This window comes from Pelagibacterium sp. (genome assembly GCF_048264985.1).
Taxonomy (GTDB): Bacteria; Pseudomonadota; Alphaproteobacteria; order Rhizobiales; family Devosiaceae; genus Pelagibacterium.
In genome coordinates, this window is sequence record NZ_JBLXCL010000018.1 from 1 (window position 1) to 18,535 (window position 18,535).

General features: G+C 52.3%; 9 protein-coding genes. 7 read left to right on the plus strand and 2 right to left on the minus strand.

Translation table 11 applies throughout. The features are described 5' to 3' along the window. Together ACN0TA_RS18270 and ACN0TA_RS18275 are read left to right on the plus strand one after the other, a co-directional pair. Nucleotides 1–201: hypothetical protein (locus ACN0TA_RS18270; RefSeq protein ID WP_417585644.1), on the plus strand; the 201-nt coding region annotated here is incomplete at its 5' end. Nucleotides 202–362: 161 nt separating this feature from the next. After that, nucleotides 363–563 carry an AbrB/MazE/SpoVT family DNA-binding domain-containing protein gene (locus tag ACN0TA_RS18275; RefSeq protein WP_417585646.1) on the plus strand — a complete coding sequence of 67 codons (201 nt, stop codon included), beginning with the start codon at nucleotides 363–365 and terminating at the stop codon, nucleotides 561–563. A gap of 315 nt (nucleotides 564–878) precedes the next feature. Here ACN0TA_RS18275 and ACN0TA_RS18280 read toward each other — a convergent pair whose 3' ends face one another. Next, nucleotides 879–8,381, minus strand: coding sequence for a calcium-binding protein (locus tag ACN0TA_RS18280; RefSeq protein WP_417585648.1), 7,503 nt, complete (start codon nucleotides 8,379–8,381; stop codon nucleotides 879–881). Nucleotides 8,382–8,402: 21 nt separating this feature from the next. Beyond that, on the minus strand, nucleotides 8,403–9,014 hold the full coding sequence (locus ACN0TA_RS18285) for a hypothetical protein (RefSeq protein ID WP_417585650.1): 612 nt from the start codon (nucleotides 9,012–9,014) through the stop codon (nucleotides 8,403–8,405). 923 nt (nucleotides 9,015–9,937) lie between these two features. Between ACN0TA_RS18285 and ACN0TA_RS18290 the strand changes: the two genes are divergently transcribed. From ACN0TA_RS18290 to ACN0TA_RS18310, 5 genes are all read left to right on the plus strand, one after another. After that, nucleotides 9,938–11,362: a TolC family outer membrane protein gene (locus ACN0TA_RS18290; protein WP_417585652.1), complete on the plus strand. Its 1,425-nt coding sequence runs from the start codon at nucleotides 9,938–9,940 to the stop codon at nucleotides 11,360–11,362. A gap of 197 nt (nucleotides 11,363–11,559) precedes the next feature. Beyond that, on the plus strand, nucleotides 11,560–13,716 hold the full coding sequence (locus ACN0TA_RS18295; RefSeq protein ID WP_417585654.1) for a type I secretion system permease/ATPase: 2,157 nt from the start codon (nucleotides 11,560–11,562) through the stop codon (nucleotides 13,714–13,716). Then, on the plus strand, nucleotides 13,709–15,139 hold the full coding sequence (locus ACN0TA_RS18300; RefSeq protein WP_417585656.1) for an HlyD family type I secretion periplasmic adaptor subunit: 1,431 nt from the start codon (nucleotides 13,709–13,711) through the stop codon (nucleotides 15,137–15,139). The genes ACN0TA_RS18295 and ACN0TA_RS18300 overlap by 8 nt, the downstream gene beginning before the upstream one ends. A gap of 237 nt (nucleotides 15,140–15,376) precedes the next feature. Continuing rightward, nucleotides 15,377–16,039 carry a hypothetical protein gene (locus ACN0TA_RS18305; RefSeq protein ID WP_417585658.1) on the plus strand — a complete coding sequence of 221 codons (663 nt, stop codon included), beginning with the start codon at nucleotides 15,377–15,379 and terminating at the stop codon, nucleotides 16,037–16,039. A gap of 12 nt (nucleotides 16,040–16,051) precedes the next feature. Further along, a partial coding sequence (locus ACN0TA_RS18310) for a calcium-binding protein (RefSeq protein ID WP_417585660.1) occupies nucleotides 16,052–18,535 on the plus strand: 2,484 nt, incomplete at its 3' end.

The window sequence follows — 18,535 nt, forward strand, 5'->3', positions numbered from 1 at the left end:
AAAGAGCAAAAGAGCAAAAGAGCAAAAGAGCAAAAGAGCAAAAGAGCAAAAGAGCAAAAGAGCAAAAGAGCAAAAGAGCAAAAGAGCAAAAGAGCAAAAGAGCAAAAGATTGGGCGTCACCCGGCAGGGCCGGGTCGCGCTGGCGTGCTGCGCATCGAGCCGGCCGGGGCGGTCTCGCCCCTATGGGGCGCTCATCGCTGACGCGGGGGAGTAGTCGCGATCGCTTGTTTCGGCCAGTAGCTGCCCTTGATCCGTGCCCGCTTTCCCACCAGAGCTGCCTGAACAGCGTAGGAATTCGGCTGTCGACCTGACTAGTCTAGGGTCACCCACATCGCAGGCGATCATGACGCGGGAGTTAGCAAATGGGCACTAAACAAGTGACTATCGAGTACTGGGGTGGTGATGGAGCCATCCGCATTCCTGATGAAGCACTCCAAGAGCTGGGTATCGACGTTGGCGACACTCTTTACGTGATTGAGAGGTACGTTGACACTACACGATGCCTCGTCTTCAGCAAGATTCCGAGGATCGCAGATCGTCGTGATGAGCGGGTCGCTCACTAAGATCGTGTAAACGACGGATAAAGGCCGATTAGGGTGAGTAGCATTTGGCCGGACGTTGCCAATCCTCATCGGAAAGGGTCAGCCAATTGCGTCCGCTCCGGAAAAAAGCAGGAAACCTCCCTGATCTCTATCGACATTAAAGCCGGTTCGAAGGCATCCAAAAAAACTCACCTGAATGACGTTATCGTTCAACAGCAGCAGCGCTTCCATAGGTCGGTACAAACCGGAGCCGACAAGGCAGAGACGCGGTCGACGTTGGGATTGTCTCAAAAGTCAGCCCACCGTTAATGGTGGGCTGTTTTCCTAGCCTAAGAGCTATTGCCAGTTTGCCGCGATGACCGCGTTGACCTGATCACGCTGGGATTGATTCAGACTTATCTCTCCGCCGACCGGAGCGCCAAAGGCCGCCATGGCATTAACAAGATTGTCGACCTCGGTCGCATACAAGGTTGAGCCAGCCGCTTGAATCGAGTCTAACTGCTGGGAGGCGTTTGCATACCAATCCAGCACTGTAAGACTATCATCCGATCCTTCCAAATCAATTATCAAGTCATTGCCCTGCCGTGATAACCAAAGCTCGCTATGAGCTCTACCCTCGATAACTAGGATGTCGTTGTCCGTTGCAGCACTCGAAAGATTATCGATTTTATCCTGACCATCACCTGCAGCAAAGTGGTAAATATCGCTACCATCACCTCCGATTAAGTAATCATTGCCTATCCCGCCCCGTAATCTATCATCACCCGTTCCGCCATCCAAACTATCAGCGCCGAAGTTAGAGCGTAAATTGTCATTCCCACCCATGCCAACCAAAACATTATTAGCCGCAGAGGAAGTGCTATCAATCGTATTATCGAGACCATTTCCTGTTCCCGAAATAGCTTGGCTCCCAGTCATCGTCAAATTTTCAATATAGTCGCCTAGCCTATAATCTATGGTGCTACGAACAGAGTCATACCTGTTTCCATACGCAGAAGCCACAACCACATCACCTGGATTATCTACGTAGAAAATGACCGAGTCCCGACCACGAGCCACCATCGTATCGGCGCCTAAGCCGCCATCTAACCGGTCGTTTTGGGTACCATTATTTCGGCTGTATAGAACGTTATCCAGCTCATTTCCAATAAGAGTGATAGACTGCCCGTAATAAATGCCAGTACCGTTACCTAAGTAGCCAATCTCAACGTTATCCGGCAGCACCCCACCATAAAAAGCGTACCAGGTGTCGATACCTTCGCCGTGACTCTCTATTACCGTTTCGAAGTCATAATAGATATCATCGCCAGAACCACCAACTCCGGTATCATTTCCCTCTTTACCACGAAGCACATTATCGCCGCTATTTCCAACAACATAATTGTTTAGATTATTTCCAACTCCATCCAGACTTAAGAAGCCTGTCAAAGTTAGGTTTTCGAGATTATCTGAAAGCGTGTATGTGCGCGAAGAGATTACTGTATCGATACTCGGGTTTGCAGATTCGACAATAATGTCCTGCTCGTTGTCGACCATATATGTGTCATCGCCCGCAGTGCCGTACAGCGTATCCTGTTCGCCATATTGGAGCTTACTCAATATATAGTCTAAGTCAGCCGAAGTGCCGTCTTCGAACCGCAGGATTTCAACCCGCCTAGAGTTGCTGTAGAAAAAATCCGATACGATAAGCTCGCTGTTATCCTTGACATTATGGATAACGAGATGTGATCCATTGGACGGATCAAACGCACGGTGAAAAGACAAGTCTGTCAGAGCGATCCCAGGACCGTAAGAAACGACATCTATGTCCCCAGAAGTTCCGTCATATTCTTCTGAGATGGTGTCATTGCCGTCGCCTATTTGAATCCAGTACGTGTCGCTACCGTGCCCCCCATTGAGCCGATCATTCCCGTTCGCCCCGGATAAGTGGTCAGCTCCAGAGTCGCCCCAAACAAAATCGTCTCCCTCGCCTGCAGCCAGCGTATCGTTTCCCTCGCCCCCCATCATTCGATCTACACCGGTGCCGCCATCTAAATAGTCATTTCCAGCTAACCCTTCCAAGGTATCGTTGCCGGCACCTCCAGAGATCGAATCGTCGCTCTCATACCCTACGATTGAGTCTGTTTTGTCGCTACCAATCAACAACGAATTCCGAATATAACCCTCATCCCAGACAGTACCGTCCCTGTAGGTGATTTCGCCGATACCATACTTACCCTTAAAATAGCTATAGAGGGTAATCTCGTTGAGCAAAACACCATCACCATCCTTTATAGTCAATACAAGGGAGTCCTGCCTTGGATATCCGAATCGGCTTATAATTACATCTTCCGGTTTTACTGACGCGCCGAACTCTATGGAAACATCTCCATAACCCTCTTTGATAACGTCGACACCGTCACCCCGCTCAAATCGAAAGATTTTTGCACTGGAATCGTAGTTGTAAAATACGTCATCGCCGAGCCCACCATCTATCGTATCGTTTCCGCTACCATAAATCGTATCGTTACCGTCACCGCCTAAGAGGAGATCCTTTCCGGCAAGCCCTTCGATTCTGTCATTACCAGCACCGCCAAATACCGTATCGTCAGTAGCGAAACCAAGTAACGAATCATCGCCAGATGTTCCAATGAGCGACCTCTGTTTTACGTCACTTACTGACCAGACAATATCATCTGAGAATCTGATGAATTCGACCTTACGGAGCGTACTTGCTTCAGAGGTAAAATAACCGACCACAAGTAACGAATCCCCGGATGCGCTGCTAAGCAACAAATCATTTGACCGACGGGACACAGTGACTTCATCGGCGGTTATATCTGCAAATAAAATTGTATCGCTTTTGGTAGATGGTCCGTCATTTGAAGAAATCGTGTCGTTGCCAAAACCTCGGTAAAAGCGATAGATGTCGTTGCCCAGCCCCCCTCTCAGAATGTCGTCACCCGCACCTCCCTCCAAAATGTCATTGCCAGCACCCCCATCGATATGATCATTCCCGCCTCCGCCATAAATCGTTTCGTCTGCGCTGAAACCATACAGCTTATCGTTGCCATCCGTTGCAACAAGAGACGCGGCAAGAACGTCTTCCACGCCCCAGACCACACCATCAGCAAACTTAATATTTTGAACTTTAGAGCGCTGATTACTTTCAGTAGCGAAGTAACTAATAACGGTAATTGAGTCATTCGTTGCCTGAACTGAAAGAATGAGTGAAGATCCCTCCCGAGAAACAATAATTTCCGAAGACAAGATATCCGAAAAGTCGATTACATCGAATTTCGTTGCAGTGTCTTCATAGGCATCAATGGTATCGGTGCCAAATCCCCTAGCAAAACGGAAAATGTCGTTTCCTTTACCACCACGGAGCTCGTCATCTCCGCTCCCGCCAATCAGCAGGTCATTTCCATCGTCACCACTTAGTAAATCGTCGCCGGAGTCGCCAACTAGCGTGTCATCGCCTGCGGCTCCATATAATTGATCATTGCCGTGCTCGCCACGAAGAAAGTCCGCAGTTGCATAGCCGGTGATTAGGTCGTCGCTAGAGGTAGGGACAATGAGGCGATCCTTAATAGCCTTGATATCAAGCTCAGTCCCATCCTCGAACACTATTCTCTCGACAGCACTGGATGTTGTGGCGTCCGCACTGAAATAATTTGTGATCGTGAGGCGATCAGGTGCTCCGCTAATCTTTAGTATTAGATTATTGCCCGATCGCTCGAATAATACCTCATCCGGTGTAACTCCGGCTTTCAGTTCAATAGTATCTGGGTTAACGCCTAGCGCGTCGCTGTCGGAATTGCTAATGGTGTCACTACCGGATTCCCTTCCGAAAATATACGTATCGGCGCCGTTATTTCCACTGAGTGTGTCGTTTCCAGCACCACCATCAATAACATCGTTACCATTACCGCCTTTAATTATATCAGCGCTGACGCTGCCCGTTATGTTGTCGCCGAGTAGCGTGCCAACAGCCGTTGTCGAGCTAGCTATAGATGCGTCGTAAATAACACCGCGGTCAGCAAGCTGCTCCCAAGTCAAAGAGCTGCCATCCGCAAACTCGAAAAGATCAAACGGTCGAAGAATGGCTCCTGATGAGTTAGACGACAAAGTTATCTTAAACATATCGTCGCCGCGACCATAACTAACGTATAGACTGGCCTCGGTAGAAGTTCCACGTGTAGCTATGAGTTGTAGCGAAGCTGAGTCAACGCCCTCGCCAAACCTGGCTATGTTGGCTTGACGGCTAGGTAAGGATAGGCTGGATACAGTTCCGGATATAAGGTCAACCCCGTCCCCTTCGTTGAAACTTGCGATGATCCCAGAGATTGAGCTGCTAGCAATTTTTATGGTGTCGTTTCCGCCGCCTGTTTCAACGGCTACGCCAGAATGACTTAATGTAAAGACGTCGGCTCCAGTACCAGCAAAAAGGGTGTCTCCCGCCTTCGAACTCGCTAGCGCCACCGAGCTAGATACTTTCTTTGCAACCCACTCTTTGAATGATAGCGTTGGTCCTTGCCCGATTTTTATCTGCTCAATGCTGCCCCTCAGTCCCTCTTTTATTTGAATTAGGCGTGCGCCAACGGTGTTTCCAAAGGACAGAACGAGATCACCTTGGTTAAATAGTTGATCACTTTCAGTCAGTTCACCGTCGACAACCAGTACGTCCGTACCGCCCTGATCTTGCACTACGACTATCTCGTTAGGTGCTACGTACGACTGTCCGACGGTGTAGTTATCGTCGCCAAGCCCGCCGAGCAGCGTGTCGCAACCGGGGCCTGAAAGCAGTATGTCATTGCCGTCGCCCCCCAGTAACAGATCGTCCCCCGTTCCGCCAACCAGGGTATCGTTCCCGTTACCGCCGATAAGCACGTCGTCGCCGTCTCCTCCGTCTAAGTAGTCGTCCCCAACCAGCGTCGAGGTAATATCGCTGGTGTTTGTTTGGTCCTCTCCTGCAAGCCAATCGTTGCCGGAACCGCCGATTAGGATGTCGTTACCGCCATCACCCCACAGCCCATCCTCACCCTCGCCCCCCTCCAGACGATCGTCCGCGTGATAGATCCCAGGAAGATCGTTATCGTCGCCATGAAGAAAGTCCGCACCGTCTCCCCCTCTGAGAAGGTCCTTATCGGCGCCGCCCCAAAGCGTATCGTTGCCCGCACCGCCGTCGAGCGTATCCCGGCCATGGCTAGCACCACTCAGAAAGTCGGCGGGAGCATCCCCCCAAAGATCGTCATTACCGGTGCCGCCAATCAGTATGTCGTCACCACCTCCGCCTTCGAGATAGTCGTCGTCGTCCCCCCCATCCAGATAGTCATCATTCAGTAAGCTAACTGGCGTCTGTCCGCTCGACTCATCCCAGCGCTCATCTCCAAGTAAAATGTCCTCTCCTTGTCCACCAAATACTCTGTCCCGTCCTCCCTGGCCGACGAGATAATCATTACCCTCTCCACCGAACAGAAGGTCGTCGCCGTCACGTTCCAGCGGGGTATAAGCGAAGTACTCTGCAATGCGAACACCATCCCCGTAGATCGTGTCGTTGCCTTCGTCGCCGAAAAGCAGATCGTCCCCCGCCATCCCAGAAATCGTATCGTTATCCTGGTTGCCATGAACTGTATCGTCGCCATTTCCGGCATCTATATGGTCATTTCCCGCTCCTCCCGCTAGGAAGTTACCTTCATCCTGCGCCACAGTGGTTAATCTTGATGCGCCATATCCCTTGATAACTTGCGCTTTCGCACCTTGGTAAACTACCCAGTTGAAGCCGCGTGTCAGCTCTGGGCCTGAGGCGTTAACGGGGCTAAAACCACTTTCGACAGGTCGCTCTAGATATCCACCGACGCTCCCGAATATGTAATCGATACCGTCGCCCCCAGAAATGCGATCGGCACCTTGTCCCCCCATCAAGAGATCGTCACCGGAGCCGCCATCGATAGCATCATCGCCCGCGCCGCCGAGTACGCCGTCATTACCGCCACCCGCTACGATACTGTCGGCGTCGCTGCCGCCGAGTAACACATCATCGGTGTCAGCTTGAGCGCCCGCACTGGCATAACCTGTATTGGTTGTGATGTAGTGAGCGCCGTCCAATTGCTTGATGAAGTCGCCAGTGATCGTGTTATCTGCTGCAGGTTCCTCGTCGTTGCCTAGACGGATCCCCAGGTTACGTTCGGAGTGCCAGCCTTCGATTCGAATAGCATTCGATCCCTTGTGGATTAACAAGTCATTGTCGGCTAGCGTGTAGGTCCAGCCGGTGACCATGTCTCTGTAAACCCCTTCGGATACGTTCTCCCCACCGGTGAGAGTAATACCGTCAATCTCAATGCCGCCTTTACCGTCGATATCTTGGATCGTGTCGTAGCCGAAGTCGCCCTCAAACTGGTAGGTATCAATGTCCAGACCACCCTTGAGAATATCGTTGCCGGCACCGCCAATCAGGACGTCATCACCTTTACCTCCCAGCAGCGTGTCGTTGTCCGCGCCACCGTCCAGCTGATCACTGCCGCTTCCGCCTTCAAGGTAATCTATACCGGCTTCACCCTTGATCGTGTCGGTGCCGCCACCACCGTAAAGGCGGTCGTTGCCTTTGTTTCCGCTAATAGCATCAGTACCATCGCCGCCAAAGTAAACGCGGTGAACGATTGGCATAAATGAAACAACTGGAACAGGTAGAACGATCACCTCTTGCCCCGAAGCTAAATCTTGGAAATCGACGCCGTCGGTTGCAAGAGCATCAGTAATCTGTTGTCGGTCTCGCAGCGAAGTGTCCTTAACGAGCCAGGACATCATTGCGGCTCGGTCAGCGATCCACTCAGCTGTAAGTACACCCTGGCCCGTCTGAGGATCGTAGAGATTCAGCTCACCGCTGACGTTCTGCCTGCTGAAATCCAGACCATTGATGGCCACATAGCGAAGGTGATACAGCGCATAGCGATGCGCGAGCCCAGAACCATCTTGGCTCATAGCCTGCGCTGCAAAATCCTTTACACCTATCGCATCCTCGCCATAACCATCCAAACCCAGTACTGACCCTAGAGCAGCCGCATTCTCCAAGTGGTTCATGCCACCGGAGGCGGTTAGCCCGGGTTGTGGCTCGTAAGGCAGCTCCTTGTCGTCGTAAAGTGCCTTCTTAGAGTCGAGCATGTTCTGCTCGCCACGGTTGGTATAAGTGATTAGCAGAGCGTCGCGGAGGGTCTGCGGCAGACTCTCCCATTGCCCTTCATATGCACCATTTTCTAAGAAAAACCGTTCGGCGCCTTCTTTCAGGTAGAGGCCATAGAGTTTGGCAGTGAGGGGGTTGTTTTTATCTATGAGATCCGCAACGAGCAAACCATAATCTCGAAGGTACACACCTAGCCCCAAAGCCGGATACTTGTTTGCATATTCGATGACTAGGCCAATAGCGGTGGCAATCTTGAAATTAGCTGGACCGACGTCTATCAGCGAAGGATGCAGAATCTTGTCCAACCTAGACGGCTTCGCATCTGCCTGTACCGTCTCAAAATCCGCCTTCCATTGCTCATGTGTTCGAAACGGTGTCGCCACATCTGTATTCGCGACGAGCCAAGCCTCGGCTTCGCTCGGTCCGTGATCATAAGCTTCTCGAAAAGCTTCCCGATTGGCGCTAGATGCAATATTCGAAACCGCGTACCAATCAAGCAGTGCATCCTCCGCTCCGTAAGCGTGGTTTTCTTCAATCATCGCTCCGGCGATGGCTCCAGCAGATATGCTGAGAATTTCTGATGCTTCGAGAATATGTTCCGTCATGGCAGCGATATAGCCGAAAGCTTCGTCACTGTAGACGCCGCTCGTGACGCTTTTCAGATAAGTTACTGTGCTCATGATTGCTCCTTGCATAATTATTTAATGGCCGTTGCACATGCGTAGGAACCACTGCGGTTCTATCCGCCGATAAACGCACTCGAACCTCTTCCATTGATCGGGCCATTTATTGAGAGAGGGCAGCACCCTGCTTCGCATCGAGGGCTTCTCACTGCCCCGCGCTGGCCACAACAGCTCGCCTTCCTCAACCCGTGGTGCTTGAGGAAAGAAATAAAAGTCTTTCCAAACTACGACGTGGCGCAGAGTGTTCGAATAGTACCTGTCTCGGGGCGATGGTTTTATTCGTAACGTAGCGTATTGAGCCAGAACTTTAACGCTCTCTAAATCCCGAATTTTATTATCGGTCTTCACCTCGGTTTCGGCTGAATACGGATCGGGGAGCCACACACCGGCGGCGCTGGAGATACCCTCGATTCCCGCCTGCTTGAGCAAATCAGAGGTATCACCCTCAGTAAACCAAAGGGATGGATCTTTATCAGGAGATCGTGGGTAGGCTTGGTAGCGCCGCACCGCCTCAGTAAAGTCGTCACGATGTAGCTGAAATTTTGTGATAAGTTCTTCGTCGGCAGGCAGAGGGTTTCTTACCCATATCGAATGGTAGATAAAAAAAGTCAGCGTCAAAATAAACAGCAATAAGCACGCTCTGTAAATCCTATTCTTATAGCTTAATAATTTCACAAGTCATTCCCAGATAGTTAATGAAGATCAAGCCGAACAAGCCTGACTACTATTCTTCCAGAGATTACATTTCTACCTGGCAGATTTAGTGTCATCAGCCTTCTGTGGCGCATACCAATTTATTTCTAGAGCTAAGGAAGTGTTACGACTTCAACGCCACATTGAATTTCATCTGTTTTCGCAGGAGATCTCCAGACGGAGAGATATATTTTGTCAGGGTGGACGGCTAGCCTGAGCACGGCGGATCAGACATATGTCCTGCAAACGAGCGTCTATCAAGAAAGTACCCTGCATATCCGCTGCTGTAGAGGGTGTCTGAGCTCGCTCTATATGCTCAAGACAAGACATTGCAGTCTTGCGCCCCTGCCAGAATTGCAAGCTTGTAACAAGCCGGCCCCGGGCCAGGTTTCAGCCGAGCACGGCCGCTGCCCGCCGGGTTAGACGCCATAGTGGAAGTACGCTGTTTGAACAAACAACGACTGGGCCAACGATGAGGTTAGATCATCAGGCACTAGGCCTGCTCTCCGCTTAACCATTTGCGCATCCTTGCGGTTCAGGCCTTGGGCCAGATAACAGTGATACTGATGGTGTCGCTAAACTATTGGCAACTGCAACAGATGCCAAGTAGCTCACATATCAAGCCTTTGGAGATGGCCAACAGCAAAAGAACTAATCCATATCCAGCACACGAAACCGCCTCCTGACATGTTTTGCCAGGTTTCGCCAATCGAGGGGCAGGCCTTCAATCGTGACCCAGGCAACAAGCCGCACCGTAACTCGTCTAGTTTCTAAGCCTGTGGCTTGCCATGCGAAGCCAGTCCAAATAGCATCCGCCGCCTCACTGGACTTCAGTTCCAGCCTGACACGGATGTTGGATCATGTACTTCTCGCGCTTCCTAGCAACGGGTTTGTTGCTGGTGTCTTTCCAGTCCCTTGCGGCCCCAGTCGTTGGCGCAATAGACCGCGCCACGCTGCTATCGGTTTACCAACTCGCGGTAGAGAACGACGCCCAACTATCAGCGGCGCGCCATGCTTTCCAAGCTTCGCGCGAGGCCGTCCCGCAAGCACGGGCGGGGCTTTTGCCAAACCTGAGCGCAGGCGCTACCTCCGAAAAGACTCGTCTGGATCGTGATCAACCAGGCCTTGTTCGTGAACGCAGCGGTATTGTCTTTCAGGCACGACTCACCCAACCGCTGTTTCGTCTAGACCGTTGGTATCAGTTGAAGGCTGCTGAGTCGTCGGCTGATCAAGCTGAGTTGGAACTCGCAGCGCAGGAGCAGGAGCTAATCCTGAATGCCGCCAAAGCTTACTTCGAAACACTGAAAGCACTTGACCAACTGTCTGCGAGCCAAGCCGAAGAAGCAGGACTCGATGGACAACGGGCGCAGGCCGAGGCGCGGTTGAGAGATGGTGTATCTAGCATCACTGACGTGCTGGATGCCCAAGCAGCATTCGATATGGCGCACGCCAATCGTATGTTGGCCGAGCAGAAAGTGCAGGACGCATACGAAGCTATTTACCGCCTGACTCAGGTCGCGTTCTCAGCTATCGACGGGATTGACCATGGCCTAGCAGTTGCCGCTCCCGAACCATTTGATCCGCGAGCATGGACAGAATTGGCCAGTGTGCAGAATCTGCGCCTGCAGGCGAGCGCTCATGCTGTCACGGCAGCAGAGCGCACTTATGCTCGCAGCCGAGCCGGTCATCTTCCAACGCTGGATGCGGTTGCCTCCTATCGAAAGGGAGACAACGACAGTTTTGGCTATAGCAATCCTACCGATTTTGGGTTGAGTCAGTATCAAGGAAACGTCGCGCAAGGCTCTGTTGGGCTTGAGCTTAATATCCCGATCTACTCTGGCGGCTCAATTAGCTCGCAGGCACGGGAATCGTCAGAAAGACTGTTACAGAGCCGGGACGAATTTGAGGATGCGCGACGGGAGATCGTGCAACGTACTCGCAACGCCTTTCGCGCCGTGACGTCGAATGTCGTACAGGTCGCCGCTCGCCGACAGACGATCCGCTCGAGCGCGGAGTCGCTGAAGGCGAATCGGGTGGGTCTTGATCTTGGGACGCGTAACACCGGTGACGTACTTGATGCGCAGCGTCAGCTGTACGCCGCTGTTAGGGACTATAACGACGCTCGCTACGACTACATCCTTGAGACGCTCACCTTAAAACTAAACGCTGGAACGCTTAGCCCTGAAGACCTTCACGCGCTAGCTGCTTTTAGCAAGCAGGGATATGACCCTTCCAAGGACTTTCTGCCTCCCGACATTGGCCCCCTCGATGCTCGTGGCAGATAGTCCGGCTATGCCATGTCTCCGATCGGCAGATGGCGCAGCTCCACCGTATTGCTTGCCGGCCTTCCGCCACCACCGGACGCAATAGCATTCGAAGTATGTGCGCTGCTTGGCATCTGCTCCAGTTGCCGGATGTTAGCAACAACTTCAACATAATCTTTAACTGACCGGTCGAGGTCGGTATCGCAGGGATCGCGGAAATGACAGAGCAGGGAACGGGCCACGTGCCTGAGGATTCACCGTCGTTGGATTCGGGCTTGGCGTGTCTCGTCATGCTGGCTCGTTTCCATAACGTGGCCGCATCGAGCGAGCAGCTCGCGCATGAGTTTGCACATTCAAACGAACACCTAAGCCAATCTGATCTATTGCTGGCTGCCCGGCGTCTCGGGCTCAAGGCCAAGACGGCAAAGTGCCGGCTAGATCGGCTAGAGCGCACCCCCTTACCAGCTATCGCTGCGGATAAGAAAGGCGGCTTCTTTATTGTCGCTCGCCTGGACCAAGGTAAAGCGCTGATACACGATCCACGCGATCAGCGCCCCACCGTGCTGACGTTGGAAGAACTGGAGCTGCGATGGACTGGCAGCTTGATTCTCTTTCGTACTGAGGCGGGTGCCCCAGGCGAGACATCGCGCTTTGACTTCACTTGGTTCATCCCGGCAATCGTCAAGTATCGAAAGCTTCTAGGCGAGGTACTGCTCGTCTCGTTTGTCCTTCAGATCTTCGCCCTGCTAACGCCGCTGTTCTTCCAGGTGGTGATGGATAAAGTCCTTGTTCATCGCGGGCTCACCACACTCGACGTCATCGCTATAGGCCTGCTCGGCGTGATGTTGTTCGAAACACTGCTCAGTGGATTGCGCAGCTATGTTTTCTCCCATACCGCCAGCCGTATCGATGTTGAGTTGGGCTCGCGCTTGTTCCGTCATTTGATCACGCTGCCTTTGTCGTATTTTCAGGCTCGGCGGGTCGGTGATTCGGTCGCTCGTGTGCGCGAACTGGAAAACATCCGAAACTTCCTCACCGGCAACGCCGTTACGCTGATTCTCGACGTACTGTTCTCAGTAGTGTTCATCGCGGTGATGTTCTATTACAGCGGCTGGCTGACCTTGATCGTCGTGTTGTCTCTTCCGGTTTACTTCCTCATTTCGCTCCTCATTACGCCAGTGTTGCGTGCACGCCTGAACGACAGCTTCGCTCGAGGCGCTGAGAACCAGGCGTTCTTGGTGGAGACGGTAAATGGCATCGACACGCTGAAGTCGATGGCGGTGGAGCCACAGGTCGCACGGAAATGGGATAACCAACTTGCCGCCTACGTCTCGGCCGGCTTTAAGACCCAGAACCTATCGACCATCGCGAACGAAAGCGTCTCTTTAGTTAGCAAGCTTGTGACTGTCGCAACCCTGTGGATGGGGGCGCAGCTCGTGATCGAAGGACAACTCTCAGTAGGCCAACTGATCGCGTTCAACATGCTGGCTGGGCGTGTATCCCAACCCATCATTCGTCTGGCCCAGCTGTGGACCAACTTCCAACAGACGGGCGTTTCGGTTCAGCGCCTCGGCGATATTTTGAACACCCGTACCGAGCTTTCTCAGACTGCACGAAGCGCGCTGCCTCCGTTGAAAGGAAACATTGAATTTGACCAGGTTCATTTCCGTTACCGACCAGACGGCTCGGAAATTCTTCGCGGCGTTAGCCTCACCGTCGGGGCGGGCGAAGTAATCGGAGTTGTCGGTCGTTCAGGGTCGGGAAAGAGCACACTGACGCGTCTGCTGCAGCGGTTATACGTACCGGAACGAGGCCGTGTTCTGGTCGACGGTATGGACCTCGCGCTTGCGGACGTATCCTCTCTTCGCCGCCAGATCGGCGTCGTCTTACAAGACAACATGCTGTTCAACCGTAGCATCCGCGAAAACATTGCATTGACGGATCCAGGCGCTCCGCTCGAGACCGTCATGCAGGTCGCTAAGCTGGCGGGAGCACACGAGTTCATCCTCGAGCTCCCCGAAGGGTACGACACGATAGTTGGCGAGCATGGTGCGTCCCTATCCGGGGGGCAGCGCCAGCGCATCGCCATCGCGCGCGCCCTCATTGGAAATCCACGCATCCTGATCTTCGATGAAGCCACCAGTGCGCTCGACTATGAATCCGAGCGAATCATCCAACAGAACATGCAATCAATTTGCAGAGGCCGAACCGTGATCATCATTGCGCATCGCCTTTCAGCCGTGCGCGATGCCGACCGTATCGTGGTCGTAGACCGAGGCCAAATCGTCGAGCAAGGGACCCACGCGCAACTGCTTACGCATCAGGCGGGTCATTACTCGCGCCTGCACAGAATGCAGGGTGGCCAAAATGGCTGATGCTGAGAACGCTGGCAACGGCACACTCTGGAGCCGCTATAGAAGAGTGTGGCGTCATGCCTGGCAAAATCGCCGAGCGATGGAGCCGCCCAAACGGCTGCCCCATGAAGTTCAGTTCCTCCCTGCTGCGTTGGAGCTACAAGAGAAACCTGTACATCCGGCGCCCCGCATCATCACTTGGACGTTGATCGGTTTCAGTACGCTGGCGTTGATCTGGGCATGCATTGGTCGGATAGATGTCGTCGCCACCGCCACCGGAAAAATTGTTCCAAGCGGCAAGACCAAGGTCATCCAATCCAGCGAAACGGCGGTGGTAAAGACCATCTATGTGCGAGACGGGCAATCCGTCTCGGCCGGGGATGTCCTTATTGAGTTAGACCCGACGACGGCGGCTGCTGACTCTGAGCGATTAGAGGCTGACTTACTCGCGGCTAGAGTTGATCGGGCACGTGCGGCGGCCATGCTAAGAGGAATCGAAACAGGATCGTCTCCAACTTTGCCAAATGCCGCCCTTCAGGGACTTGATGCTGCTCGGCGCCTTGGTGCCGAACGTTGGCTGATGGGCCAGTATCAGGAGTATCACAGTAATCTCGAGTTAGCTGAGGCGGAAATTGCCCAGCGCAGCGCCGAAATCCAAGCCGCGAAATCTCAGGTTGCTAGCCTTGAGAGAACGCTGCCGATCGCTACCAAGCTTGCAGAAGATTATGAGGATCTTCTGGCTCAACAATATATCGCGCGTCACGCATTCTTGGAGAAGGAACAGGCGCGGCTCGATCTTGAGCGACAGTTGAGCGTTCAGCGATCAAGCGTCGTGCAGTTACATGCAGCACTGAGGGAAGCACAAGGGCAGCGCGAGAGCGTGGTCGCACAAACGCGTAAAGCGATGCTCGATCTTCTCCACCAGTCTGAACAGAAAGAAGCCGCCCTTACCTCGGAACTGGCAAAAGCGACTTACCAGCAGAGCATCAAGCGTTTACGGGCTCCGGTGGATGGGACCGTACAGCAGCTAGCCACCCACACCGTAGGCGGTGTCGTTACGCCTGCTCTCCAATTGATGGTGGTCGTTCCAACAGACCAGCCTGTTGAAGTTGAAGCTCTTCTGGAAAACAAAGACGTTGGATTCGTACGCCCAGGACAAGACGTAGAAGTGAAGGTAGAAACCTTCAATTTTACTAAATACGGAGTATTGAACGGAACTGTTCAGAGTGTCTCTAGTGACGCAATTCAGGATGAGAAGCTGGGGCTCATTTACAGCGCTCGAATCCTACTGAAAGAAGACCGTATTCGAATTAATCATCGGGACGTTCAGCTTTCGCCGGGCATGGCTGTGCGTGCAGAGGTGAAAACCGATAAGCGTCGCGTGATCGAGTACTTCCTCAGTCCGTTACAACAATATAGCAGCGAAGGCCTTCGAGAGCGTTAGCGAGGCTCTCATTTATTGGTAGGAATATTTGCGCTTCGCGAACGTCAGTTTGTCAACGAAGGAGGGGTTATCAAAGCGCCTGGCGCGTCAATCCGTATTTCTGTTGCCCTGGTAGAAGGCGTAAAAAAAATTCTCGATCGTTGAATTGCGTTTCAGCTACAGCTACAGCTACAGCTACAGCTACAGCTAAACTCTGATGATCAACCATAATGAAAAAACTCGTAACGTTGGTGCGTAATGAAAAAAGTCTTGCTGATTATGAGTGTTGTGCTTTTAGCTTTAGTTGGGATTTATTGGAAAGGCAAAGCGCTTGTGGTTGAAGCCGAGCGGGAGACTCGCTGGCTCAGGGACGAAATGTGGGTGAGTGCATATTTCAATCCGTCCAATTTACACCTGAGTGAAAGTCGAGAAGTATTCATTCGAAATGCAGGCACCGACTTTACGGCTCGCTTCGGGACTGGCTATCTAAAAGAAAACGTGTGCGACGAGGAAACTAGCACCTGTACCGAGAGAAGGCTAGCCCTGAGCAATATCCTCATCAACGAGGGAAATCTGGATCAAGCAAAGATCTTTGAAAATCTGGCTGCTAAATACTATGTCGATTCGAAAAGCTGTTCCGTTATGTTAGAAACCACGCTGGTCAGGCATATCATTAAAGTAACTAAGAAAATGAAACCCGACTCTGCGAGACAGAGGGCGGCCTCTGCCTTGCAACGCATCAAAATGTCTGGCGGCATACATTCTGATCTTAGGAATGAAACATGCAACAGAATGGCAATGGAGAGTCCCATAATTTTTCACAATTACGTAATGATCATTGCTGAGCTCATGGATCACGCCGGCGGTGAGAAAGCAGAACACGCCGCTTATCTGCGGAAAATCAACAAAGTCACCATGTAAAAGGATATTACTATGTCTACAACAAATCTTTCGGGTGGTTCGCTCGCGTCGGAATACGAGTCTTTAAAACCTGTTTCTGACTATCTAGTGGATCAAGCGCATTTCCTGGCCGAAAATGAAGGCTCTATGCCTCCACATAGTTTTCAGCAAAAAATGCTTGAAACAATGAGGACTGCAATTGAAACCACAGGAGCTTTGTCGGGAAGTAAAATCGGCGAGATTGCAGGTCAAGCGCTTTCTAAAATTATAACTTTTGTACAGTTTGCTGAACCCAGCGAGGCTGAACAAACTGAGTGGACTCGGCAAGCAAATAGAAGCGCACTAGATGCTCTGCTGGGCTTTATTGATAGCATGGATAAGCTCTTGGGTGGAGATGGCGTTACTGCTAATCGGCCGGACGGTGATCGGCTCCCTGAGGCGGAAACAGATCCTCATCTTGGTTCCGTCGATAAGATAACCGATCTCCTTAACTCGTTGAAAAAATCTTTAGCCGAACTCTATGGTGAGTTGGGGATTGACGCTCGTGTCAATGACATTTTCTTAAGCGCAGTAAGCTTTGTCCAGCGTGTGGATCCGCTGGCTTTGGACTTAGACGGAGATGGCCTTGAAACTTTAGCGGCTAATAGTGGCGTCACTTTTGACTTCGATGGCGACGGTCTTAGAACTGGAACCGGCTGGGTAAAGGGCGATGACGGGCTATTGGTTCTAGACCGTAACGGTAACGGCGCGATCGACAACGGGAGCGAGCTATTCGGCGTCGACACCGTTAAGTCGAATGGCCAGAAAGCCACAAGTGGCTTTGACGCCCTTCGCGACTTGGACATTAATAATGACGGCGCTTTTGATGCACAAGACGATGCGTTCTCCAGCGTACGCGTCTGGCAGGACGTTAACCAGGATGGCGTCGCGCAGGTTTCCGAGCTCAAAACCCTCGCCGAACATGACATCACGGCCATCAATTTACATTCGACCGCAACCAATCAATCCTCCAATGGAAACCTTATTAGCGCTGTAGGCAGCTTCGTCCGCAGCGATGGCTCCGAAGGCACTATTAACGGCAACCAAAGTCTTGCAGCTAACCTAGATCTGGCGAGCAATCCTTTCTATCGTGAATACACTGACAAGCCGGTGCTCACTGACGAAGTTGCGGCTCTTCCAGACATGCGTGGCTCCGGGGCAGTTAGAGACCTGCGTGATGCTGCTATGCAGAACGGCGCTCTCCGAGCTGTTCTCGCAAGTTATAGCCAAGCCGGAACACGTGAAGAGCAGATGGCGCTGCTGGACGGCTTGTTAGCTGCCTGGGCCAAATCTAGCAACTACGAAAAGCTTTTCGAGCGTATCGATGATATCGATATGGGGATGACAGACGTTAGGTTCGCATACTCTTGGGAGCTGCCAACTACTGAGTACGCGGCTGGCGCGGGAGGAGGTTCAAGTTCCGGCGGTGCTTCCCTAGGGGAAGAGTGGACTAATGGCCCGTCGGAACCTAACGCAGAGCAGCTGGAGAAGAAGGCGCTTCTGGAGAGAATCAGCCTTCTCGAAGTCTTCAATGGTCAAGATTTCTTCAGGTTTACAAGCGAAAAAAACCCTAGCGGGAGCAGCGATACTAATGACCAATTGAGGTTTTATTCGGGTGCCAGTTCAAGTACGAAAAAGCCCCCGGCGACTTCTGCAGGAGTCTTGTTACCAGAGCTTTACATAACGGAGCAAGATTTGCTGGTAAGCGCCGGCCAGGCCGCTCTGCTCAACGAGGCTTATGAGAAGCTTAAACATTCAGTTTACAACGCGCTATTGTTGCAGACTCGATTAAAGCCATACGCTGACTCTATAAAGCTTGTGCTTGATGAAAACGGGATTAATTACGAATTCGGTGAGCTAGCCAGATTATTCGAAGAAAGCGGCGATCCCGCCACCTCCGTAATTGACCTTTTAGAATTTAGATCCACAACACTAGGTAATATTGTTCCTGTTGGAGAGATATCGAATCTTTTGAGTTCGCTACATGACAGGCTCACACCGGAAGATGTCGCGCACATCACAACAATTTTCGGTTCAAAAAGCACGAGTGGTGACGACCTCCAAGCCGGTTCTGATCTTCAGGGCGGACTCGGCGATGATGTGCTGTTCGCTCTCGGGACGAGCGCAAAGCTAAGCGGTGGCAGCGGCAATGATCAGCTGTTTGGCGGTGCGGGAAATGACAGTCTGTACGGGGAGAACGGGAATGACATCCTCGTTGGGGGCGTCGGCGACGACACGCTCGACGGCGGCACGGGCAGCAACACGCTCTATGGCGACGCGGGCAATGACACCTTGAAGGTGGCCAGCACCTCGAACGGCAACCTGCTGGCCGGCGGCGCCGGTGATGACAGCCTCACCGGCAGTTACTACACCGACACCTACCTGTTCAACCTAGGCGACGGCGTCGACACCATCTTCGAGTCGGTCAACAGCAATACGTCGGCAAGCTACACGGATGTGCTGCGCTTTGGCGCGGGC

Excerpts from the sequence above, each read along its gene's own strand:
- ACN0TA_RS18295 (WP_417585654.1), top strand. The coding sequence starts at position 11,560 with ATGACAGAGCAGGGAACGGGCCACGTGCCTGAGGATTCACCGTCGTTG.
- ACN0TA_RS18305 (WP_417585658.1), top strand. The coding sequence starts at position 15,377 with ATGAAAAAAGTCTTGCTGATTATGAGTGTTGTGCTTTTAGCTTTAGTT.
- ACN0TA_RS18300 (WP_417585656.1), top strand. The coding sequence starts at position 13,709 with ATGGCTGATGCTGAGAACGCTGGCAACGGCACACTCTGGAGCCGCTAT.
- ACN0TA_RS18275 (WP_417585646.1), top strand. The coding sequence starts at position 363 with ATGGGCACTAAACAAGTGACTATCGAGTACTGGGGTGGTGATGGAGCC.
- ACN0TA_RS18290 (WP_417585652.1), top strand. The coding sequence starts at position 9,938 with ATGTACTTCTCGCGCTTCCTAGCAACGGGTTTGTTGCTGGTGTCTTTC.
- ACN0TA_RS18280 (WP_417585648.1), bottom strand. The coding sequence starts at position 8,381 with ATGAGCACAGTAACTTATCTGAAAAGCGTCACGAGCGGCGTCTACAGT.